Raw genomic sequence first — 20,668 nt, 5'->3', positions numbered from 1 at the left:
CCGCAGGGAGCGAGTCCCGCTCCGTCTCCGGGTGGGGCGCCCCTGGTTCTGCCGCCGGGGCGGGCGACCCCGGCTCTGGTGGCACGCCGAGTGAATCCGGCTTCGGCGCCACGGCGAGGGGCTCCTGTTCCGGGGCCCGTGGCTCCGTTGTCACGGTGAGGGAACCCGGTTCCGCGCCCTCGGGGGGCGTCCCCGGTTCCGTCGGCGTGCCGAGTGCGGGCGGTTCGGGGGGTGTCGCCGACGCGGCGCCCTCGCCGGTGGTCGGGCCGGACTCGTCTCCGGCCAGGCCGGGGCTCATGAGGGCACCTCGGCGTCACCGGCGGCCGGGTCGCAGGCATCCGCGTCCGCGTCCGAGAGGACGTAGGCGTCCGAGGCGGCGACGGCGTAGATGTCCGGGGCGGGGGGTACGCGGCCGCCGGCACCCCACTTCTCGTCGTCCTCCGGCGTCAGGAGTTCCGCCACGTCCAGGATGTGGTGGCCTTCCATCGAGGGGAGGCAGCTGCCGCGGGCCGGTCCGATGGCCGCCGCCCAGGCGGCCGGGATCGCGGACGCGCCCCGGGTCGCGCCCGCCAGCGCTCCGGCCACCGCGGCCGTCGTATCGGCGTCGCGGCCCATGTTCACCGCGGTGAGGACCGATTCGGCGAAAGCCCCGTCCGCCGCCGCGTACGCGCCGAAGGCGAGGGCCACGGCCTCGGGCGCCAGGTCGGTCCAGGGGTAGCCGCCGATCACCACCGCGGAGCGCACCGCCCGTTCGCCGCGATGGGCCACCGCGACCGCGCGGCGCAGGGAACGGGCCGTCCAGGAGTCGTCCGGGATGACGGCCAGGGCGGAGGCGACGACGGCGATGGTGGGAGCGCCCGCCATCGCGGCGGCGACCCCCGCCGCGACCGCCTGACCGCCGTAGATGCCCTCGCCGTCGTGGCTCACCGAGCCGTCGATCGCCACGAGCCGGGCCGCCTCGGCGGGCCGGCCGGCCGCGAACACGCCGAAGGGGGCCGCGCGCATGGCGAGACCGTCGCTCCACGCGTGCCGGTGCTGGGCGGAGATGGGCGCCGCGAGACCCCGGCGCAGGTTCTCCAGCGTGCCGCGCTCGCTGAAACCGGCGCCGCGGAACGGCCCCTCGTCGCGGTCCGCGATCCACTGGTGCCAGGCCGACTCGACGTGCGCCACGGTCAGCGCCGAGCCGTGCCGGGCCAGCAGCAGCCCCGAGAAGATCGCGTACTCGGTGTCGTCCGTCCCGGCCGGATGCTCGGCGACGTACCCGGTGATCCGGCCCCACTTGGCGCGGATCTCGGACGGCTTCATGTTCTCGGCGGGCGCGCCCAGCGCGTCCCCGACGGCGAGTCCGAGCAGTGCGCCGCGCGCCCGGTCGCGTAGACCGGCGGCGTTCCCGGGTGCCGGGGCCGAGGGAATGCAGGCGATGGAAGCCATACGTGCCTCTCCTCTCAGGGTTCCTGCCGGTGCGCGGAATGCGGCGCGCGGAACCCTCTGCGGATCTGTCCCACCTTGGCGGTTGACAGGAGCCTCGCGGGCTCCACTGTCACCCGGTCGACATATGTGCATGACATGCCACGGATGAGCATCGAGAGGTAAAAGCGCAGGTTAGCGCAGCCTTTCCTTGCTGGCGGTCAGGAAATTTGAGGCGTACTTTCTTAGTTGTCAAAAAGTGGAAACAGTCCAATCAGCACCCTGGGGGACCGGTATGGCGATCATCGAGACCGAGGCGACGCTGCACGCGGCGCACCGCGACAACCACACCCACCGTGATGTCAACGGCGGATGGCTGCGCCCGGCCGTGTTCGGCGCGATGGACGGCCTGGTCTCCAACCTCGCCCTGATGACCGGTGTGGCCGGCGGCTCCGTCTCCCAACAGACGATCGTCATCACCGGGCTCGCGGGCCTGGCCGCCGGTGCCTTCTCGATGGCCGCCGGCGAGTACACCTCCGTCGCCTCGCAGCGCGAGCTCGTCGAGGCGGAACTCGACGTCGAGCGGCGGGAGCTGCGCAAGCACCCCAAGGACGAGGAGCGCGAGCTGGCCGCGCTGTACGAGGCCCGCGGGGTCGAGCCCGAGCTGGCCCAGGAGGTCGCCCGGCAGCTCTCCCGCGATCCCGAGCAGGCCCTGGAGATCCACGCGCGCGAGGAGCTCGGCATAGACCCCGGCGACCTGCCCTCCCCGGCCGTCGCCGCCGTGTCCAGCTTCGGCTCGTTCGCGCTCGGCGCCCTGCTCCCCGTACTGCCGTATCTGCTGGGCGCGACCGTGCTGTGGCCGGCGCTGCTGCTCGCGATGCTCGGGCTCTTCGCGTGCGGTGCCGTCGTGGCCAAGGTGACCGCGCGGTCCTGGTGGTTCAGCGGGCTGCGGCAGCTCGCTCTCGGCGGCGCCGCGGCGGGTGTGACGTACGCCCTGGGCAGTCTGTTCGGTGCGGCCGTAGGATGAGGCCTCGATCACCTATGCAAGGGACTGCATAAGTAGTCGTTACCCGGCGGTTTCGATTCCTTAACCACTGGGCATGAGCCGTAAGCGCCGCAGGCAATGACGCCTGCTCCGTATTTCTCGCGGCAGATCACGATCTCTGCAGCGAACCGGGCCGACGGACATTGATCTGTCCGCTTAGGTCCCCATACCTTCCACCGCCGAGCGCGGTACCCCCGCCGCGACCCCGTGGTGTCCGCATGTTGGAACGGAGTATCCGGTTCCCGAGAATCGCTCCATCATGTAACCTGCACGAAATTTTGCACCAACAGAGGGCCAACGTCGTCCCTCGGCAGATGTCTCCCCCCTGAGCCTCAAGGCCTGGGAGGGACCCCCCGCCCCGACGACGACGGGAGAGCCGATGCGTACGCCGCGCCAGCCGTCCCAGCACTCCACGAACGACCAGAAGTGGTCCTTCATGGATGCTCGCCCTGCTGCGCAGGGTATGTACGACCCCCGCAACGAGCACGACGCCTGTGGCGTCGGCTTCGTGGCCACCCTCACCGGCGAGGCGAGCCACGCGCTGGTCGAGCAGGCGCTCACCGTTCTGCGCAACCTGGAACACCGCGGTGCCACCGGCTCCGAGCCCGACTCGGGCGACGGCGCGGGCATCCTCTCCCAGGTCCCGGACGCCTTCTTCCGCGAGGTGGCCGGATTCGAACTTCCCGCAGCCGGCGCGTACGCGGTGGGCATCGCCTTCCTCCCTGAGGACGGCACCGCCGACACCGTCTCACGTATCGAGACGATCGCCGCCGAAGAGGGCCTCACCGTCCTCGGCTGGCGCGAGGTCCCGGTCGCCCCCGAACTCCTCGGCGCCACCGCCCGCTCGACGATGCCGGCCTTCCACCAGATCTTCGTGAGCGACGCCTCCGGCAGCGAGGGCATCGACCTCGACCGCACGGCGTTCGTGCTGCGCAAGCGCGCCGAGCGCGAAGCCGGCGTCTACTTCCCCTCGCTGTCCGCGCGGACCATCGTCTACAAGGGCATGCTGACCACCGGCCAGCTGGAGCCCTTCTTCCCGGACCTGTCCGACCGCCGCTTCGCCTCCGCGATCGCGCTCGTGCACTCCCGGTTCTCCACCAACACCTTCCCGAGCTGGCCGCTCGCCCACCCGTACCGCTTCGTCGCGCACAACGGCGAGATCAACACGGTCAAGGGCAACCGCAACTGGATGGTCGCCCGCGAGTCCCAGCTCGTCTCCGACCTGTTCGGTGACAAGGGCCTGGAGCGGATCTTCCCCGTCTGCACGCCGGACGCCTCCGACTCCGCCTCCTTCGACGAGGTGCTCGAACTCCTGCACCTCGGCGGCCGCTCGCTCCCGCACTCCGTGCTGATGATGATCCCGGAGGCGTGGGAGAACCACGACTCCATGGACCCGGCCCGGCGCGCCTTCTACCAGTTCCACTCCACGATGATGGAGCCCTGGGACGGCCCGGCCTGCGTCACCTTCACCGACGGCAGCCAGGTCGGCGCGGTCCTCGACCGCAACGGTCTGCGCCCCGGCCGCTACTGGGTCACCGACGAGGGCCTCGTCGTCCTCGGCTCCGAGGTCGGCGTCCTCGACATCGACCCCGCCAAGGTCGTCCGCAAGGGCCGCCTCCAGCCCGGCAAGATGTTCCTCGTCGACACCGTCGAGCACCGCATCATCGAGGACGACGAGATCAAGGCCGGCCTCGCCGCCGAGAAGCCCTACGCGGAGTGGCTGGAGGCCGGCGAGATCGAGCTCTCCGACCTCCCCGAGCGCGAGCACATCGTGCACACCCACGCCTCGGTCACCCGCCGCCAGCAGACCTTCGGCTACACGGAGGAGGAGCTGCGGATCATCCTCGCGCCGATGGCCAAGGCCGCCGCCGAGCCGATCGGCTCCATGGGCACGGACTCGCCGATCGCGGCGCTCTCGCAGCGCCCGCGTCTGCTGTTCGACTACTTCACCCAGCTGTTCGCACAGGTCACCAACCCGCCGCTGGACGCGATCCGCGAGGAACTGGTCACCTCCCTGCGCTCCTCCCTCGGTCCGGCGAGCAACCTGCTGGACCCGACGGCCGCCTCCTGTCGCAGCGTCACCCTGCCCTTCCCGGTGATCGACAACGACGAGCTGGCCAAGCTCATCCACATCAACGCCGACGGCGACATGCCCGGCATGAAGGCCGCGACACTGTCCGGCCTGTACCGGGTCTCCGGCGGCGGCGACTCCCTCGCTGCCCGCATCGAGGAGATCTGCACCGAGGCCGACGCCGCCATCGAGAACGGCGCCCGGCTGATCGTCCTGTCGGACCGCCACTCCGACGCCGAGCACGCGCCGATCCCCTCGCTGCTGCTCACCGCGGCCGTCCACCACCACCTCATCCGCACCAAGCAGCGCACCCAGGTGGGCCTGCTGGTCGAGGCCGGAGACGTCCGCGAGGTCCACCACGTCGCCCTGCTCATCGGCTTCGGCGCCGCCGCGGTCAACCCCTACCTGGCCATGGAGTCCGTCGAGGACCTCGTCCGCGCCGGCACCTTCCTCCAGGGCATCGAGTCCGAGCAGGCCATCCGCAACCTGATCTACGCGCTCGGCAAGGGCGTCCTGAAGGTCATGTCCAAGATGGGCATCTCGACCGTCGCCTCCTACCGCGGCGCCCAGGTCTTCGAGGCCGTCGGCCTGGAAACGGCCTTCGTCGAGAAGTACTTCAACGGCACCGCCACCAAGATCGGCGGCGCCGGTCTCGACGTCATCGCCAAGGAAGTCGCCGCGCGCCACGCCAAGGCCTACCCGGCCTCCGGCATCGCGCCCGCGCACCGCGCCCTGGACATAGGCGGCGAGTACCAGTGGCGCCGCGAGGGCGAGCCCCACCTGTTCGACCCGGAGACGGTCTTCCGCCTCCAGCACTCGACGCGCTCCGGCAGCTACGAGATCTTCAAGAAGTACACGGACCGCGTGAACGAGCAGTCCGAGCGCCTGATGACGCTGCGCGGCCTGTTCGGCTTCACCTCGGACCGCCCCTCGATCTCCCTCGACGAGGTCGAGCCCGTCTCCGAGATCGTCAAGCGCTTCTCCACCGGCGCCATGTCGTACGGCTCCATCTCCAAAGAGGCGCACGAGACCCTCGCCATCGCCATGAACCAGTTGGGCGGCAAGTCCAACACCGGTGAGGGCGGCGAGGACGCGGACCGGCTGTACGACCCGGCCCGCCGCTCGTCGATCAAGCAGGTCGCCTCCGGCCGCTTCGGTGTGACGAGCGAGTACCTCGTCAACGCCGACGACATCCAGATCAAGATGGCCCAGGGTGCCAAGCCCGGCGAGGGCGGCCAGCTCCCCGGCCACAAGGTCTACCCGTGGGTCGCCAAGACCCGTCACTCGACCCCGGGTGTCGGTCTCATCTCCCCGCCGCCGCACCACGACATCTACTCCATCGAGGACCTGGCTCAGCTGATCCACGACCTCAAGAACGCCAACCCGAAGGCCCGCATCCACGTGAAGCTGGTCTCCGAGGTCGGCGTCGGCACGGTCGCCGCGGGTGTCTCCAAGGCCCACGCGGACGTCGTCCTCATCTCCGGCCACGACGGCGGAACGGGCGCCTCCCCGCTGACCTCCCTCAAGCACGCGGGCGGCCCCTGGGAGCTCGGCCTCGCCGAGACCCAGCAGACCCTGCTGCTCAACGGCCTGCGCGACCGCATCGTCGTGCAGACCGACGGCCAGCTCAAGACGGGCCGCGACGTCGTCATCGCCGCGCTGCTCGGCGCCGAGGAGTTCGGTTTCGCGACTGCGCCGCTCGTCGTCTCCGGCTGCGTCATGATGCGCGTCTGCCACCTGGACACCTGCCCGGTCGGCATCGCCACCCAGAACCCGGTGCTGCGCGAGCGCTTCGCCGGCAAGGCCGAGTACATCGTCAACTTCTTCAAGTTCATCGCCGAAGAGGTCCGCGAGATCCTCGCCGAGCTCGGCTTCCGCACCATCGAAGAGGCCGTCGGCCACGCCGAGAACCTCGACGTGGAGCGCGCCATCACCCACTGGAAGGCACAGGGCCTGGACCTGTCCCCGCTCTTCTACGTGCCCGAACTGCCCGAGGGCGCGGCGCTGCACCAGGTCATCGAGCAGGACCACGGCCTGGAGAAGGCGCTCGACAACGAGCTGATCAAGCTGGCCGCCGACGCGCTCGCCGCGGACTCCGCGACCGACGCCCAGCCGGTCCGCGCCCAGGTCGCGATCCGCAACATCAACCGCACGGTCGGCACCATGCTCGGCCACGAGGTGACGAAGAAGTTCGGCGGCGCGGGCCTGCCCGACGACACGATCGACATCACCTTCACGGGCTCGGCGGGCCAGTCCTTCGGCGCCTTCCTTCCGCGCGGTGTCACGCTGCGCCTGGAGGGCGACGCCAACGACTACGTCGGCAAGGGCCTCTCCGGCGGCCGGGTGATCGTCCGTCCCGACCGGGGCGCCGACCACCTCGCCGAGTACTCGACCATCGCGGGCAACACCATCGCCTACGGCGCGACGGGCGGCGAGCTCTTCCTGCGCGGCCGCACCGGCGAGCGCTTCTGCGTCCGCAACTCCGGCGCGACGGTGGTCTCCGAGGGCGTGGGCGACCACGGCTGCGAGTACATGACCGGCGGTCGCGCGGTCGTCCTCGGCGAGACGGGCCGCAACTTCGCGGCCGGCATGTCCGGCGGTGTCGCGTACGTCATCGACCTCGACCGCGACAACGTGAACGTCGGCAACGTGAACGCCGTCGAGGAGCTCGACGACACGGACAAGCAGTGGCTGCACGACGTCGTGCGCCGCCACGCGGAGGAGACCGCCTCGACGGTCGCCGAAAAGCTGCTCGCCGAGTGGCCCGCGTCCGTGGACCGCTTCAGCAAGATCATCCCCAGCACGTACAAGGCAGTGCTCGCCGCCAAGGACGCCGCCGAGCGAGCCGGACTCAACGAGTCCGAGATCACCGAGAAGATGATGGAGGCGGCGACCAATGGCTGATCCCAAGGGCTTTCTGAACCACGGCCGTGAGGTCGCCAGGTCCCGGCCGGTCGAGGAGCGCCTCAAGGACTGGAACGAGGTCTACGTTCCCGGCTCGCTGCTCCCGATCATCTCCAAGCAGGCCTCGCGCTGCATGGACTGTGGCATCCCGTTCTGCCACAACGGCTGTCCGCTGGGGAACCTCATCCCCGAGTGGAACGACTACGCGTACCGCGAGGACTGGCAGGCCGCCTCCGAGCGGCTGCACGCCACGAACAACTTCCCGGAGTTCACGGGCCGGCTGTGCCCCGCCCCGTGCGAGTCGGCGTGTGTGCTCGGCATCAACCAGCCCGCCGTGACCATCAAGAACGTCGAGGTCTCGATCATCGACAAGGCGTGGGACACGGGCGACGTCGCCGCGCAGATCCCCGAGCGCCTGTCGGGCAAGACCGTCGCCGTCATCGGCTCCGGTCCCGCCGGTCTCGCCGCCGCCCAGCAGCTCACGCGCGCCGGTCACACGGTCGCGGTGTACGAGCGGGCCGACCGCATCGGCGGCCTGCTGCGCTACGGCATCCCCGAGTTCAAGATGGAGAAGCGGCACATCAACCGCCGCATCGAGCAGATGCGCGCGGAGGGCACCCGCTTCCGTACGGGCATCGAGATCGGCCGCGACCTCAAGGCGACGGACCTGCGCAAGCGGTACGACGCCGTGGTCATCGCCGCCGGCGCGACGACCGCCCGTGACCTCCCCGTCCCCGGGCGGGAGCTGAACGGCATCCACCAGGCCATGGAGTACCTGCCGCTGGCCAACAAGGTGCAGGAGGGCGACTACGTGGCGCCCCCGATCACGGCCGAGGGCAAGCACGTCGTGGTCATCGGCGGCGGCGACACGGGCGCGGACTGCGTGGGCACCGCCCACCGCCAGGGCGCGGCCTCGGTCACGCAGCTGGAGATCATGCCGCGGCCGGGCGAGGAGCGGAACCCGGGCCAGCCCTGGCCGACGTTCCCGATGCTCTACAAGGTCACCTCCGCGCACGAGGAGGGCGGTGAGCGGGTCTACTCCGTCAACACCACCCACTTCGAGGGCGACGAGGACGGCAACGTCCAGTGGCTGCACCTCGTCGAGGTCGAGTTCGTCGACGGCAAGCTGACCCAGAAGCCGGGCACGGAGCGCAAGATCCCCGCCCAGCTGGTGACCCTGGCCATGGGCTTCACCGGTACCGACGTCGAGAACGGCGTGGTCGCCCAGTTCGGCCTCGAGCTCGACGCGCGCGGCAACATCGCCCGCGACGCCGACTTCGCGACCAACGTTCCCGGCGTCTACGTCGCCGGTGACGCGGGCCGCGGCCAGTCCCTCATCGTCTGGGCCATCGCGGAGGGCCGCTCGGCCGCCCGCGGGGTCGACCGCTTCCTCACCGGCGCGAGCGATCTGCCGGCCCCGATCCGTCCGACGGACCGCTCGCTGATGGTCTGACCCGAGAACCTGTGACCTGACGGTCACTCAAGAACGTCCCGCACAAAGGCGTGCGGAACACGAGACGGCGCCTGCCTCACTGTCCCCGACCGGACGACCTGGCAGGCGCCGCCGCATGCCCGCGTCTCCGGCATGATCCGCCGGCCAGGCGCTAGGGCACGCGGTACGTCTCGCCGTACACCTTCCACTGCAGCGGTGTGTCCAGGCCGAGGTTCCCGTCGTAGAGGAACTGGCGCTGGGCCGTGTCGATGCGGGTGGTGTCGCGCCGGGGGTTCTTGGACTTCATGGCCTCGCGGCGGATGTCCAGGAAGATGTCGAGGTACGACTTCTCGTCGCCGCCCTCGGACGGGAGGTTCGCCTCGCGCATGGCGCGCTCGCGCAGGCCGTAGAAGCTGTTGTCGCTGGTGCCGGGACCGTGCAGCACCATCGCGTCGTAGTAGATGAACTGGCCGAGCGTGCCGAGGCCGTCGAGCTTGGCGAGCCGGACGGCGGGGTCGAAGTAGACCCGGTCGCGTTCGGAGTCCTGTGCCTCACGGAAGGCGGCGACCGTGGCCTCGTGGCGCCAGGCCGCGGGAAAGCCCGGGTCCAGACCCTCGTGGGAGTCCGTGCCGTCGACCTTGCGCAGGGCCGGGAGATAGCGGGCGAGCCCGTTGTCCGGGTGCGCCTTGGTGTAGCGCTCGACGAGGGTGAGCAGGTCGTGGGTACCGGTGCAGAAGCCGACGATGCCCGCCGTGTAGCCCTGGCCGTCACCGATGTCCTCGATGTAGCGGTACGCCTCGTGCCACTTCAGGGTGGAGTTCTCGGCACTCGCCACGATCTGCTGGGCCAGCTCCTTCTTCGCCGGAGCGTCGAGGCCCGGCGGCAGGTCGGCGACGACCTCGTCGTCGGCCGCCCGCTCGGCCTTGGCCTTGTCCTTCTGGCGGGCCTGCTGCGACGCGGACGCCGGGTGCTTGGCGTCGGCCGTGGCAGCGTGCTCGGGCGTGGCGAAGTAGACCGCCGCCGTGACCAGCACGGGGGCGACGGCGAACAACAGGCAACCCGCTCGTTTCATGACGCACAGGGTACGCAGGGATGGCGTACAGGTGCGCGGCCCGGGTAGGCCACCCGTGAACCGTCCTGGTACGGCCCATGCACGCCCCCGGGTGCGCCACGCGTGCGCCCCCGAAGCGCGGCAGGCTCGGAGCCCGGGGCGGGGCCACCGAGCGTGGCCCGGGCGGCGGCGGGCGGCGGCGGCCCGTGGAGGCTGCCGCACCCGTGTGCGCCCCGCTCTCGGGCCTCTGGGGCCGCGGCCTCCGCCGTCCGCCTCCGCTCTGCGGCCCTTGCCCCGCGGTCCGGGCCGCGGCGGGCGAGGGCGGCCGTCCGGTGCCGGGCTACACGGCGCCGTCTCTCAGCGCCGACACCTTCAGCACCGCGAGGATCACCAGCAGTGTGAGCAGACCCACGCACACGGCCGCCTGGATCGGTGCCCGCCGGCGGTCCCGGGGAGCGTAGGCGAGGGCCGCCGTCACGACGCCGCCCGCCAGCAGGCCGCCCAGGTGGCCCTGCCAGGACGTGACCCCCGCCGAGATCAGCAGCCAGATCAGCAGGCCCCCCATGAACCGGTTGACACTCCCCATGTCCGAGCCGAGCCGGCGCGCCATGACGTAGTACGCGGCGCCGAGGCCGAAGATCGCTCCCGAGGCGCCGACCGTGGCCTGGTCCGGTGCGATGAGCAGCACGAGGACCGAGCCGCCGAGCGCCGACAGCAGATACAGGGCCAGGTAGCGGACCCGGCCGAGCTGGGACTCGACGATCCGGCCGATGTTCCACAGGGCGAACATGTTCATCACGATGTGGGCGATCCCGAACGTGCCCTCGGTGGGCGGCATGTGCAGGAACGCGCCGGTCAGCAGCCGGTACCACTCACCGTCGACGAGGCCCTCCGGGTGGTAGTCCGGGGCGTACGAGGCCTGCCAGAGGTAGTGCTCCCCGTCCGTGCCCACCAGGCCCGCGCCGAGCATCTCGAACCGGTCCACGACCGACGAGCGCACCAGTTCGGCCAGGTAGGCCAGCACGTTGAGGCCGATGAGGACGTACGTCACCGCGGGAACCGTCGAGATCCGGCCGCCGAAGGCCGTGCGGGCCTGCCGGATGGACCGCGCGCCCTCCTTCACGCACTCCACGCACTGATGGCCGACGGCCGCCTCGCGCATGCAGTTCGGGCATATGTAGCGGTCGCACCGGGTGCAGCGGACATGGGACTCCGCCTTGGGGTGGCGGTAGCAGGTGGTGACGGCGGACTCGGACTCCACGGCCGGCTCCTCGGAACGCGCAAATAGGGGGGGAACGGTGAGCCGGTGGGGACGGCGATGATCAAAATAGCGAACAATCCTGTCGTCGGGGAACGGCAGGGTCCAGGCGGCGGCCGGGCCAACACCGTGACGTAATCTCGGCGTTCCGTGACCCTCGCGCGACGGGAGCCCCGCATGGCCGGAATCAGCCTCACCAAGGTCGAGGAGACCGCGCCCGCGCTGGTCGGCGCGTACAAGAGCGCTGGGGTCTCCCTCACCAAGCACGGGCTGAGCGGACAACGGGCCGCCGTGTACCTGGTCGTCGACTACTCGGGCTCGATGAAGCCGTACTACGACGACGGCAGCGTGCAGGCCCTCGCCGACCGTGTGCTCGGTCTGTCCGCCCACCTCGACGACGACGGCACCGTCCCGGTCGTCTTCTTCTCCACGGACGTCGACGCGGTCACCGACATCGCGCTCGACAACCACCAGGGGCGGATCGAACGGATCGCGGCCGGGCTCGGGCACATGGGCCGGACCAGCTACCACCTCGCCATGGACGCCGTCATCGACCACTACCTCGACAGCGGCTCCGAGGCCCCGGCCCTCGTCGTCTTCCAGACCGACGGAGGGCCGATCAACAAGCTCGCCGCCGAACGGTACTTGTGCAAGGCGGCCCGGCTGCCGCTGTTCTGGCAGTTCATAGGGTTCGGCGACCCGGGCAGCAGACAGTTCGAATTCCTGCGCAAACTGGACGAGTTGGCCGTGCCGCAGAAACGGGTCGTCGACAACGCCGGTTTCTTCCACGCCGGTCCGGATCCGCGGGAGGTGACCGACGGGGAACTGTACGACCGGCTGGTGGCCGAGTTCCCGCAGTGGCTGGCGGCGGCGCGTGCCCACGGGATCGTCGCGTGAGCGCACACCTCCTGCCCGCCGCCGGCCGGACCGCCGTGCCCTGGAAGAACGGCGGCGGGGTCACCCGGGAGATCCTCGTCCGGCCCGAGGGCGCCGACATGGCCGGCTTCGCCTGGCGGGTGAGCCTGGCCGACGTCGGCGCCGACGGGCCGTTCTCGGCGTTCACCGGGGTGGACCGGATCCTCACCATGGTCGAGGGCGCCGGCATGGACCTGACCGTCGGCGGCGACCACCGGCGCGTGGACACCCGGTACGTGCCCCAGCGCTTTCCCGGGGACCTGCCCACCGACTGCCGGCTGCTCGGGGGTCCGGTCGTGAACCTCAACGTCATGTGGAACCGGGGTGGTTCGCCGGTGCCGGGTGTCGACGTGGTGGTCCCCGGGGGCGGGGTGGCCGTTCCGGGCGGGCCGGCCGTGCTGGTCGTTGCGCTCGGGGTCTCGGCGGAGGTGGCGGGGCTGTCTCTCGGGCGCTACGACGCCGCGCTGCTCACGGCGGAGTCCGCCACACTCCGGGGGGTCGGACCCACCGCGGTGATCCGCGTCGGCCCATAGACGTCTTTCGCCCCCTCCGCCCCTACCCGTCCCGTACCGGGGGCGCTGCCCCCAAGCCCCCGCTCCTCAAACGCCGGAGGGGCTGAACTTTTCGCGTCCGGCGCTGGAAAAAAGTTCCAGCCCGTCCGGCGATTGAGGACGAGGCCGTCAGGCCGAAGCGGGGGTCTGGGGGGCGCAGCCCCCGGTACGGGACGGGTAGGGGCGGAGGGGGCGAGACAACTCCCCGCGAATGTCGCACCGTTGGCTTCCTGGGAGGGGCGTGCCACCCTGGGGGCCGAGGGGGCGGCGTATGAGTCTGCGGGAGCGGCGGCGGGCCGAGACGGCCAAGGGTGAGCGGCTGGCCGACTGGGCCGACGGACGGTTGGGCGTCTACACGCTGGCCAAGGCCAATATGCGCAAGGTCTTCCCGGACCACTGGTCGTTCATGCTGGGCGAGGTCTGCCTCTACAGCTTCCTCGTCCTGATCCTCACCGGCGTCTATCTCACCCTGTTCTTCGAGCCGAGCGGCGTCGAGGTCGTCTACCACGGCTCGTACGGGCCGCTGAACGGCATCATCATGACGCGGGCGTACGAGTCCACGCTCGACATCAGCTTCGACGTGCGCGGCGGACTGCTGATCCGCCAGATCCACCACTGGGCGGCGCTCGTCTTCCTCGCCGGGATGCTCGTGCACATGATGCGGGTGTTCTTCACCGGCGCGTTCCGCAAGCCGCGCGAGGTCAACTGGCTGTTCGGATGGACCCTGTTGATGCTCGGCCTCATCACCGGACTGACCGGCTACTCGCTCCCCGACGACCTGCTCTCCGGCACCGGCGTCCGCTTCGCCCAGGGCGCCATCCTGTCGATCCCGGTCGTGGGGACGTACATCTCCTTCTTCCTCTTCGGCGGGGAGTTCCCGGGGCACGACATCATCCCGCGGTTCTTCCCGATCCATGTCCTGCTGCTGCCGGGCATCATGCTGGGTCTGGTGGTCGCCCATCTGATCCTGGTCTTCTACCACAAGCACACGCAGTACCCGGGGCCCGGACGGGACGAGAAGTCGGTGGTCGGCATGCCGTTCATGCCGGTCTACATGGCCAAGGCCGGCGGCTTCTTCTTCCTGGTTTTCGGGGTCCTGTCGATCATGGGCGCGATCGCCACGATCAACCCCGTGTGGGCCTTCGGTCCCTACCGCCCCGACCTGGTGACCACCGGCGCACAGCCCGACTGGTACCTCGGCTTCTCCGAAGGACTCATCCGGGTGATGCCGGGATGGGAGATCAACGCCTTCGGCCACACGCTCCAGTTGGGCGTCTTCATCCCCTTCTCGCTCTTCCCGCTCATCATGGCCGCCATCGCCGTCTACCCGTTCATCGAGGCCTGGGTCACCGGCGACAAGCGCGAGCACCACATCCTGGACCGGCCGCGCAACGTGCCCACCCGCACCGCGCTCGGCGTCGCCTGGCTGACGCTGTACGCCGTCCTGCTGGTCGGCGGCGGCAACGACCTGTGGGCCACCCACTTCCACCTGTCGATCAACGCGATCACCTGGTTCGTCCGCGTCGCCGTCTTCGCCGGACCCGTCCTCGCCTACGTCGTCACGAAGAGGATCTGTCTGGGGCTGCAACGCGCCGACCGCGACCAGGTGTTGCACGGACGCGAGTCCGGCGTCATCAAACTCCTGCCGCACGGCGAGTACGTCGAGGTCCACGAACCGCTCACCCCGGGCCGGCGGTTCACCCTCACCCAGCACGAACAGGCGCCGCCGTACGAGGTGGGACCCCTGGTCGACGCGAACGGCGTGGTCCGCCGGGTCGGCCCCGCCCGAAGGCTCCGCGCCCGGCTGGCCCGCGCCCTGTACGGGCCCGGCACCCGGATCCCGAAGCCGACGGCCGACGAGTACCGGGAGCTCACGGGCGAGGACCACCACCACTGAGACCGGCCAGTGCCTCGGCCCTGCACTCGGACGGGGTGCCCCAGGCCGTCCGCAGGGCGCGGGCCTTGGTGAACCAGAGGGACAGGTCGTACTCGGCCGTGTAGCCGATCGCCCCGTGCAGCTGCAACGCCGTCCGGGCCGTGGTGTACGCGGCCTCGCATGCCGTGACCTTCGCGGCGGCCACGTCTACGGGAGTCATCGACAGGGCCGCCCCGAACAGCAGCGGGCGCGCGAACTCCAGGGCGATCGTCGCGTCCGCGAGCCGGTGTTTGACCGCCTGGAACGAGCCGACGGGGACACCGAACTGGGTGCGCTGCCCGACGTAGGCGACGGTCCGGTCGAGGAGCGCCAGGCCGACCCCGAGGGCCTGGGCGGCGGTCGCGAGCCGGGCCCAGGTCAGGGCCTCGCGGGCGGCGCGGGTGACCTGCGGTCCGGCGGCGAGGAGCTCGCCGCCGGGCTCCGGCAGGGCGAGCCGCCGGGCCCGGTCCACGGACGCGCGCACCGGGCCGTGGCCGGGCGCGAGCCGCAGAGTGTCACCGTCCACGACGAGCAGCGCCGTCGCCGTGTCCGCGTCGAGCGCGTACGCGCCTGCCGGGGCGAACGTGGTGACGCTCTTGCCGGAGGCCAGCCCCGGCAGAAGCCGCTCGGCCGGGACCGGCCCGCCCCGCGCGCCCGGCTCGCCCAGTCCACTCAGCAGGACGGCCGCGGCGACCGTCTCCACCGCCGGACCCGGGACCGCGTGCCGCCCCAACTCCACGAACGCCACCGCCAGTTCGACGGGCAGCGGGCCGACACCCTCGTAGGCCTCCGGGACGGCCAGCGCGAAGACCCCCGCCTCGGCGAGCCGCGACCACAGGGCCCGGCCGGGCGCGTGGTCGCCGGTGGCCCACGCCCGTACGGCCGACGGCGTGTCCGCGGACGTCAGCATCGCGTCCAGGGAGGCGGCGAAGGCGCGCTGTTCGGCGTCGAGGAGGAAGCGCATCAGCGGCGGCCCTTCGGGAGGCCGAGCAGCCGCTCGGCGATGATGTCGCGCTGGATCTCGTTGGTGCCCGCGTAGATCGGTCCCGCGAGCGAGAAGACATACCCCTCGGACCACTCGGTGTCCGCCAACTCGCCCTCGGGGCCCAGCAGATCGAGCGCCGTCTCGTGCAGCGCGATGTCGAACTCCGACCAGAACACCTTGTTCAGACTGGACTCGGGACCGATGCTCTCGCCCTCCAGGAACCGGGAGGCATTGGCGTAGGTGAAGAGCTGGTAGGCGCGGGCGCCGATCACCGCGTCGGCCACCCGGTCGCGCAGAGCCGAGTCGGACGGGTCGCCCCGGTCGCGCCACAACGCGGCCAGCCGGTCGGCGGCGGCCAGGAAACGGCCCGGCGAACGCAGCGTCAGTCCGCGTTCGTTGCCTGCCGTGGACATCGCCACCCGCCAGCCCTGGCCCGGCTCGCCGATCACGTCCTCGTCCGGGACGAACACGTCGTCCAGGAACAGCTCCGCGAAGGCCGGCCTGCCGTCCAGACGCCCGATGGGGCGGACCGTCACGCCCGGCGCGCGTAGGTCGAACATCAGATACGTCAGGCCCTGATGGGGCTTCGGCAGCCCGGGCTCGCTGCGGAACAGGCCGAAGGCGCGGTCGGCGAACGCGGCCCTCGACGACCAGGTCTTCTGCCCGCTCAGCCGCCAGCCGCCGTCCGCGCGCACCGCGCGCGACGTGAGCGAGGCCAGGTCCGAACCCGCCTCGGGCTCGGACCACGCCTGCGCCCAGACCGCCTCGCCCGTGGCCATCGGAGGCAGCACGCGCGCGCGTTGCTCCGGGGTGCCGTGGTCGAAGAGGGTCGGCGCGAGGAGGCTGATGCCGTTCTGCCCGACCCGGCCGGGCGCGCCCGCCGCGTGGTACTCCTCCTCGAAGGCCAGCCAGCGCACGAGGTCCGCGTCCCGGCCGCCGTACGCCGACGGCCACGACACCACCGACCAGCGGTCCGCGGCCAGTTCGGCCTCCCACGCGCGGTGCGCGGCGAAGCCCTCCGCGGTCTCCAGGGAGGGCAGCGGAACCGCCGGGACATGGGCGTCCAGCCAGGCGCGGGCCTCGGCACGGAACGCCTCGTCGGCGGGGGAGCGGGTGAGATCCATCGACGGCACCTCTCAGCGGCGGGCTCCGGGCGGCGGTGGGCTCCGGGAGTGACGGCAACCTTCCCTAACAAGTGTTTGGTAGGTTAGCTTGGGCTCATGAGCGACGTCGAGAGTCCGGCGTACGTACCCGGGCACGGGCTGCTGAAAGAGCGCACCGCCGTCATCACCGCGGCCGCGGGCGCCGGCATCGGCGGGGCCACGGCACGCCGGTTCCTGGAGGAGGGCGCGCGCGTACTGATCAGCGACGCGCACCCACGCCGGCTCAAGGAGACCGCCGAGACCCTGGCCGGGGAGTTCGGCGCCGCGAACGTCGCCGCCCTGCCCTGCGACGTCACCGACGAGGACCAGGTCCAGGCCCTCTTCGACACCGCCGCCGACCTCCACGGCCGACTGGACATTGTCGTCAACAACGCGGGCCTCGGCGGAACCTCACCCCTCGTCGACATGACCGACGAACAGTGGTCGAAGGTCCTCGACGTGACCCTCAACGGCACCTTCCGCTGCACCCGGGCGGCGCTGAGGCGGCTCAAGGACCACGGCGGAGGCGGAGTCGTCGTCAACAACGCCTCCGTCGTCGGCTGGCGGGCCCAGTCCGGACAGGCCCACTACGCCGCCGCGAAGGCCGGCGTCATGGCGCTCACCCGGTGCGCCGCGATCGAGGCCGCCGCGTACGGGGTGCGGGTCAACGCCGTCTCGCCCAGCCTCGCCATGCACCCGCACCTGGTGAAGGTGACCACCCCCGAACTGCTGGAGGAGCTGACCGCCCGGGAGGCCTTCGGCCGGTACGCCGAGCCCTGGGAGGTCGCCAACGTGATCGTGTTCCTCGCGTCCGGCTACTCCTCGTATCTCACCGGCGAGGTCGTGTCCGTGAGCAGCCAGCACGCATAGGACGACAATGACCGTGTGCCTACCAAGAAGAAGCCCCAGGTGACCGCCACCCCGGAGCGCCGCCGCGAACTGCTCGGCACCGCCGCCGAGGTCTTCGCCGAACAGGGCTACAACGCCACCACCGTGCGCAAGATCGCGGACGAGGCCGGGATGCTCGCGGGCAGTCTCTACTACCACTTCGACTCCAAGGAATCGATGCTGGAGGAGATCCTGCGGACCTTCCTCGACGAGCTCTGGGAGGGGTACGACACCGTCCTGGACGCCGAACTCGGACCCCGGGAAACCCTGGAGGCCCTGGTCACCGAATCCTTCCGGGAGATCGACCGGCACCGCGCGGCCGTCGCGATCTACCAGAAGGAGTCCCGCCACCTCGCCGCACAGCAGCGCTTCGCCTTCCTCGCCGAGTCGCAGCGCAACTTCGAGAAGGCGTGGCTGAGCACGCTGGAACGCGGTGTCGACGCCGAGGTCTTCCGGGCCGACCTCGACATCCGCCTCACCTACCGGTTCGTGCGCGACACCGTGTGGGTCGCCGCCTCCTGGTACCGGCCCGGCGGTCAGCACAGCCCGGAGGAGATCGCCCGGCAGTACCTGTCGATGGTGCTCGACGGCATCTCCGTCCGCGAGTAGCCGTACGCGAACCACCCACGTCCGCAAGGGAGTCGTCATGGCCGAGGCCTACATCGTCGAAGCGGTCCGCACGCCCGTCGGGCGGCGCGGGGGAGGGCTGAGCGGGGTCCACCCGGCCGACCTCGGCGCGCACGTCCTCACGGCACTGGTCGAGCGGTCCGGCGTGGACCCGGCGGCCGTCGAGGACGTCGTCTTCGGCTGCCTGGACACGGTCGGACCGCAGGCCGGGGATATCGCCCGCACCAGCTGGCTGGCGGCCGGGCTGCCCGAGGAGGTGCCGGGGGTCACCGTCGACCGGCAGTGCGGGTCCTCCCAGCAGGCCGTGCACTTCGCCGCCCAGGGTGTCCTGTCCGGCACCCAGGACCTCGTCGTCGCCGGCGGCGTGCAGAACATGAGCCAGATCCCCATCGCCTTCGCCTCCCGCCAGGCCGCCGAACCGCTCGGCCTGACCGAGGGCCCCTTCGCGGGCAGCGAGGGCTGGCGGGCACGGTACGGAGACCGCCCCGTCAACCAGTTCCACGGCGCCGAGCTGATCGCCGCCAAGTGGGGCATCAGCCGCCGCGACCAGGAGGAGTTCGCCCTCCGCTCCCACCAGCGGGCGATCCGCGCCGCCGACGAGGGCCGCTTCGCCCGCGAGACCGTCCCCCTCGGGGCGGTCACGGCCGACGAGGGACCGCGCCGGGACACCTCACCGGAGAAGATGGCGGCACTGAACCCGGTCGTCGAGGGCGGCACCATCACCGCCGCCTGCTCCTCCCAGGTCTCCGACGGCGCCGCCGCGATGCTGCTCGCCTCCGAGCGGGCGGTCCGTGAACACGGCCTGACCCCCCGCGCCCGTGTGCACCACCTCTCGGTGCGCGGCGAGGACCCCATCCGGATGCTCTCGGCCCCCATCCCGGCCACGGCGTACGCCCTGAAGAAGACCGGCATGTCCATCCGCGACATCGATCTCGTCGAGATCAACGAGGCGTTCGCCCCGGTCGTCCTCGCCTGGCTCAAGGAGACCGGCGCCGACCCGGAGAAGGTCAACGTCAACGGCGGCGCGATCGCCCTCGGCCACCCCCTCGGCGCCACGGGCGTGCGGCTGATGACGACCCTGCTGCACGAACTGGAGCGCACGGGCGGCCGGTTCGGACTCCAGACGATGTGCGAGGGCGGCGGCCAGGCGAACGTGACGATCATCGAGCGACTCTGAGGAACTGACGTCCACCCCCTGCCCCCGGGCGCTCACCCGTCCGGGCCGGCAGGGGCATCCGGTGCCATGAGGGCCCCGTCGCCCGCGCCGGCAGGGGCATCCCATCGCGTGAGGGCCCGGTCGCCCGCGCGGGGAAGGGCGTCGAGGGTCGCGAGGGCCTGTGCCATCACCCGCTCGACCAGCTCCGCGCACGACGGCAGATCCTCGATCACACCCGCGACCTGCCCCGACGCCATCACCCCGAGATCCGTCCGCCCGTCCACCATCGACGACTTGAGGAGCATCGGTGTGTTGGCGGCGAGCAGGACCTGACTCCAGGACAGGTCCCTGCCGTGCTTCATGGCCAGGCCGTCGCGGATCATCCGGGACCAGGAGAGGCCGGAGATCCGCCGGAACCCGGCCGCGCGGCGCACGGCCTGGGCCAGGGACCTCATGCGGCCCGCCCTCTCCAGCGCCTCGACGAGCTCGCTGCGCAGCATGCGGTGCGGCAGCCCGTCGACGGCCGTCGTCAGCGTGACGTCCTTGACCGTCGCCGCCAGATACCGGGCCTTCACCGCGTCGGGGACGGTCGAGTCGGAGGTCAGCAGGAAACGCGTGCCCATCGCGATGCCCGCTGCCCCGTAGGCCAGCGCCGCCACCAGCCCCCGCCCGTCGTGGAAGCCGCCCGCCGCCACCACCGGGATGTCCACGGAGTCCACCACCTGCGGCAGCAGCACGCTCGTCGCCACCTCTCCGGTGTGGCCGCCGCCCTCGCCGCCCTGCACGATCACCGCGTCGGCGCCCCAGGCGGCCACCTTCTCGGCGTGCCGCCGGGCTCCGACGGACGGCACGACGATCACGCCCGCCTCCTTCAGCTCCGCGATCAGCTCGCGGGAGGGGGCGAGCGCGAACGACGCGACGCGCACACCCTCGTCGACGATGATCCGTACCCGGTCTCCGGCGTCCCCGGCGTCGGCGCGCAGATTCACGCCGAAGGGCCGGTCCGTACGGGACTTGACCTCCCGCACGGCGTCGCGGAGCTGGTCGAGGGTCATCGTCGCGGAGGCCAGGATGCCCAGCGCGCCCGCGTTCGCCGTGGCCGAGACCAGACGGGGGCCCGCCACCCAGCCCATGCCGGTCTGCACGATGGGGTACCGGACGCCGACGAGCCCGGTCAGCTCGGTCTCCATCAGCGCCCGCCCCCACCCGGACCGCCGGGGGCGCCCCGGTCCTGTGCGCCGCCGCCTTCGCCGGGTGCTGCCGGGTCCCGTGCGCCGCTGTCCCCGCCGGGCGTCCGCCGTTCCCGAGCGCCGCTCTCCGG

The 20,668-nt window shown here is 71.4% G+C and carries 15 protein-coding genes; 9 read left to right on the top strand and 6 right to left on the bottom strand.

Going from position 1 to position 20,668, the window contains the following annotated elements:
- Window positions 1-294 precede the first annotated feature (294 nt).
- Window positions 295-1,431 carry an ADP-ribosylglycohydrolase family protein gene (locus ABZX90_RS08995; protein WP_355202803.1) on the bottom strand — a complete coding sequence of 379 codons (1,137 nt, stop codon included), beginning with the start codon at window positions 1,429-1,431 and terminating at the stop codon, window positions 295-297.
- A gap of 271 nt (window positions 1,432-1,702) precedes the next feature.
- Here ABZX90_RS08995 and ABZX90_RS08990 point away from each other — a divergent pair, with 271 nt between their 5' ends.
- The 3 genes from ABZX90_RS08990 (at window position 1,703) to ABZX90_RS08980 (ending at window position 8,880) form a co-directional block, all read left to right on the top strand.
- Entirely contained in the window at window positions 1,703-2,434 is a 732-nt protein-coding gene (locus ABZX90_RS08990) for a VIT1/CCC1 transporter family protein (RefSeq protein WP_351128576.1), read from the top strand.
- A 397-nt stretch (window positions 2,435-2,831) separates the two neighbouring features.
- Complete coding sequence (gltB, locus tag ABZX90_RS08985) at window positions 2,832-7,427, top strand: glutamate synthase large subunit (RefSeq protein ID WP_351128574.1); 4,596 nt, start codon at window positions 2,832-2,834, stop codon at window positions 7,425-7,427.
- Window positions 7,420-8,880, top strand: coding sequence for a glutamate synthase subunit beta (locus ABZX90_RS08980; RefSeq protein WP_351128572.1), 1,461 nt, complete (start codon window positions 7,420-7,422; stop codon window positions 8,878-8,880). The genes gltB and ABZX90_RS08980 overlap by 8 nt, the downstream gene beginning before the upstream one ends.
- Window positions 8,881-9,031: 151 nt before the next feature.
- On the opposite strand, the gene ABZX90_RS08975 is transcribed toward ABZX90_RS08980, so the two are convergent.
- Both ABZX90_RS08975 and ABZX90_RS08970 read right to left on the bottom strand, forming a co-directional pair.
- The gene (locus ABZX90_RS08975; protein ID WP_351128570.1) at window positions 9,032-9,931 is read right to left on the bottom strand and encodes a chitosanase; all 900 of its coding nucleotides are present in this window, start codon (window positions 9,929-9,931) and stop codon (window positions 9,032-9,034) included.
- A 319-nt stretch (window positions 9,932-10,250) separates the two neighbouring features.
- Complete coding sequence (locus ABZX90_RS08970; RefSeq protein ID WP_355202798.1) at window positions 10,251-11,171, bottom strand: rhomboid family intramembrane serine protease; 921 nt, start codon at window positions 11,169-11,171, stop codon at window positions 10,251-10,253.
- Window positions 11,172-11,345: 174 nt separating this feature from the next.
- On the opposite strand from ABZX90_RS08970, the gene ABZX90_RS08965 reads away from it, so the two are divergent.
- The 3 genes from ABZX90_RS08965 (at window position 11,346) to ABZX90_RS08955 (ending at window position 14,531) form a co-directional block, all read left to right on the top strand.
- Entirely contained in the window at window positions 11,346-12,065 is a 720-nt protein-coding gene (locus ABZX90_RS08965) for a VWA domain-containing protein (protein WP_355202795.1), read from the top strand.
- Window positions 12,062-12,616, top strand: coding sequence for a HutD family protein (locus ABZX90_RS08960; RefSeq protein ID WP_355202793.1), 555 nt, complete (start codon window positions 12,062-12,064; stop codon window positions 12,614-12,616). Before ABZX90_RS08965 ends, ABZX90_RS08960 begins: the two co-directional genes overlap by 4 nt.
- A 289-nt stretch (window positions 12,617-12,905) precedes the next feature.
- Window positions 12,906-14,531, top strand: coding sequence for a cytochrome bc complex cytochrome b subunit (locus ABZX90_RS08955; RefSeq protein ID WP_355202790.1), 1,626 nt, complete (start codon window positions 12,906-12,908; stop codon window positions 14,529-14,531).
- On the opposite strand, the gene ABZX90_RS08950 is transcribed toward ABZX90_RS08955, so the two are convergent.
- Both ABZX90_RS08950 and ABZX90_RS08945 read right to left on the bottom strand, forming a co-directional pair.
- On the bottom strand, window positions 14,506-15,513 hold the full coding sequence (locus ABZX90_RS08950) for an acyl-CoA dehydrogenase family protein (RefSeq protein WP_355202787.1): 1,008 nt from the start codon (window positions 15,511-15,513) through the stop codon (window positions 14,506-14,508). The genes ABZX90_RS08955 and ABZX90_RS08950 overlap by 26 nt on opposite strands.
- Complete coding sequence (locus ABZX90_RS08945; protein ID WP_351128558.1) at window positions 15,513-16,658, bottom strand: acyl-CoA dehydrogenase family protein; 1,146 nt, start codon at window positions 16,656-16,658, stop codon at window positions 15,513-15,515. The genes ABZX90_RS08950 and ABZX90_RS08945 overlap by 1 nt, the downstream gene beginning before the upstream one ends.
- A 96-nt stretch (window positions 16,659-16,754) precedes the next feature.
- Here ABZX90_RS08945 and ABZX90_RS08940 point away from each other — a divergent pair, with 96 nt between their 5' ends.
- Genes ABZX90_RS08940 through ABZX90_RS08930 form a run of 3 tightly spaced genes read left to right on the top strand, consistent with a single transcriptional unit; the run spans window position 16,755 to window position 19,368 of the window.
- Window positions 16,755-17,546: an SDR family oxidoreductase gene (locus tag ABZX90_RS08940; protein WP_351128556.1), complete on the top strand. Its 792-nt coding sequence runs from the start codon at window positions 16,755-16,757 to the stop codon at window positions 17,544-17,546.
- 15 nt (window positions 17,547-17,561) lie between these two features.
- Window positions 17,562-18,173 (top strand): TetR/AcrR family transcriptional regulator, encoded by a 612-nt coding sequence (locus ABZX90_RS08935; protein WP_355202783.1) that lies wholly within the window; start codon window positions 17,562-17,564, stop codon window positions 18,171-18,173.
- Window positions 18,174-18,210: 37 nt separating this feature from the next.
- The gene (locus ABZX90_RS08930) at window positions 18,211-19,368 is read left to right on the top strand and encodes an acetyl-CoA C-acetyltransferase (protein WP_355202780.1); all 1,158 of its coding nucleotides are present in this window, start codon (window positions 18,211-18,213) and stop codon (window positions 19,366-19,368) included.
- Window positions 19,369-19,400: 32 nt separating this feature from the next.
- On the opposite strand, the gene ABZX90_RS08925 is transcribed toward ABZX90_RS08930, so the two are convergent.
- Window positions 19,401-20,537: a nitronate monooxygenase gene (locus tag ABZX90_RS08925; protein WP_355202777.1), complete on the bottom strand. Its 1,137-nt coding sequence runs from the start codon at window positions 20,535-20,537 to the stop codon at window positions 19,401-19,403.
- Window positions 20,538-20,668 lie beyond the last annotated feature (131 nt).

Origin of the sequence: Streptomyces sp. NPDC002935 (genome assembly GCF_040611295.1) — a bacterium.
Taxonomy (GTDB): Bacteria; Actinomycetota; Actinomycetes; order Streptomycetales; family Streptomycetaceae; genus Streptomyces.
The sequence above is the reverse complement of the archived record's forward strand: the minus strand, read 5'-3'. Positions and strand labels throughout refer to the sequence as shown.

Excerpts from the sequence above, each read along its gene's own strand:
- ABZX90_RS08995 (WP_355202803.1), bottom strand. The coding sequence starts at position 1,431 with ATGGCTTCCATCGCCTGCATTCCCTCGGCCCCGGCACCCGGGAACGCC.
- ABZX90_RS08990 (WP_351128576.1), top strand. The coding sequence starts at position 1,703 with ATGGCGATCATCGAGACCGAGGCGACGCTGCACGCGGCGCACCGCGAC.
- gltB (WP_351128574.1), top strand. The coding sequence starts at position 2,832 with ATGCGTACGCCGCGCCAGCCGTCCCAGCACTCCACGAACGACCAGAAG.
- ABZX90_RS08980 (WP_351128572.1), top strand. The coding sequence starts at position 7,420 with ATGGCTGATCCCAAGGGCTTTCTGAACCACGGCCGTGAGGTCGCCAGG.
- ABZX90_RS08975 (WP_351128570.1), bottom strand. The coding sequence starts at position 9,931 with ATGAAACGAGCGGGTTGCCTGTTGTTCGCCGTCGCCCCCGTGCTGGTC.
- ABZX90_RS08965 (WP_355202795.1), top strand. The coding sequence starts at position 11,346 with ATGGCCGGAATCAGCCTCACCAAGGTCGAGGAGACCGCGCCCGCGCTG.
- ABZX90_RS08955 (WP_355202790.1), top strand. The coding sequence starts at position 12,906 with ATGAGTCTGCGGGAGCGGCGGCGGGCCGAGACGGCCAAGGGTGAGCGG.
- ABZX90_RS08950 (WP_355202787.1), bottom strand. The coding sequence starts at position 15,513 with ATGCGCTTCCTCCTCGACGCCGAACAGCGCGCCTTCGCCGCCTCCCTG.
- ABZX90_RS08945 (WP_351128558.1), bottom strand. The coding sequence starts at position 16,658 with ATGGATCTCACCCGCTCCCCCGCCGACGAGGCGTTCCGTGCCGAGGCC.
- ABZX90_RS08940 (WP_351128556.1), top strand. The coding sequence starts at position 16,755 with ATGAGCGACGTCGAGAGTCCGGCGTACGTACCCGGGCACGGGCTGCTG.
- ABZX90_RS08930 (WP_355202780.1), top strand. The coding sequence starts at position 18,211 with ATGGCCGAGGCCTACATCGTCGAAGCGGTCCGCACGCCCGTCGGGCGG.
- ABZX90_RS08925 (WP_355202777.1), bottom strand. The coding sequence starts at position 20,537 with ATGGAGACCGAGCTGACCGGGCTCGTCGGCGTCCGGTACCCCATCGTG.